The organism is Rhizobacter sp. P3_B12 (assembly GCF_056402895.1).
In genome coordinates, this window is sequence record NZ_JBFUGN010001637.1 from 1 (window position 1) to 716 (window position 716).

Sequence of the window (716 nt, forward strand, 5' to 3'; positions counted from 1 at the left end):
GTTCAAGGGCAGGCCTGAGTCATCGACATGCGCCGCGGTCTCGAGCACTGCCATGGCAATCGTCGGTGCCGTATACAACGCAGGCTGTCCGTCGTCGTTCCATCGGCCGGGGCTCCTGACGGCACCGCCTCCACTCAGATCGTCTGCTGCGTGCTTGCGTGTCTCGGTCGCAATCCGCCAAAGGATCACTGGTACGCACCGCTCTCGATGGCACCGAGGAGCTTCGTGACGACTGCCAGCCCCGTGGGCGTGTCGATGAAGTCCGCGGGCTTGCGCCCCCCGAGCGCGGGCTGGGATGTCTCCAGCCATTGCCCGAGCCACCTGGCTGAGTCGAAGCCCTTGGCTTCGGGGGCGGTCGAGTTGTCGAYGATGTCCCGGGCGATACCGAGCAGCCTGGCCAACCCGAGTGCAGCCCGCCCGCCGTTGCCGGTGAGCAGTTCGCCTGCGGCGACCTTCTTCTCGGCCGTGGCCTTGGGCACGCCGAGGATGTCGAACATGCGCTGCGCCGGGATGCCCATGCGCCTGGACAGGTCCTTCACGAAGATGCCGGCGACCCCTTTGCGCTCGGTCTCGATCAGGCGCATCGGGTCTGCGGCATGGACGTTCATCACGAAGTCGTCGATCCCCTTGCTCGGGCTGTAGGTGACGTTCGTGATCGACACCGCCTTCGGACGTGCCTTGCGCCCAGGCACCTGCTGCGTCGTGCTCTTCAATCC

The 716-nt window shown here is 66.2% G+C and carries 2 protein-coding genes; both read right to left on the minus strand.

The annotated features are described in order from the left end of the window. Positions 1–189: RES family NAD+ phosphorylase (locus tag AC1D01_RS37385; protein WP_477874964.1), on the minus strand; the 189-nt coding region annotated here is incomplete at its 3' end. Beyond that, positions 186–716 (minus strand): Xre family toxin-antitoxin system antitoxin (locus AC1D01_RS37390; RefSeq protein ID WP_477874966.1); only part of this gene is annotated, 531 nt, incomplete at its 5' end. The genes AC1D01_RS37390 and AC1D01_RS37385, both read right to left, overlap by 4 nt.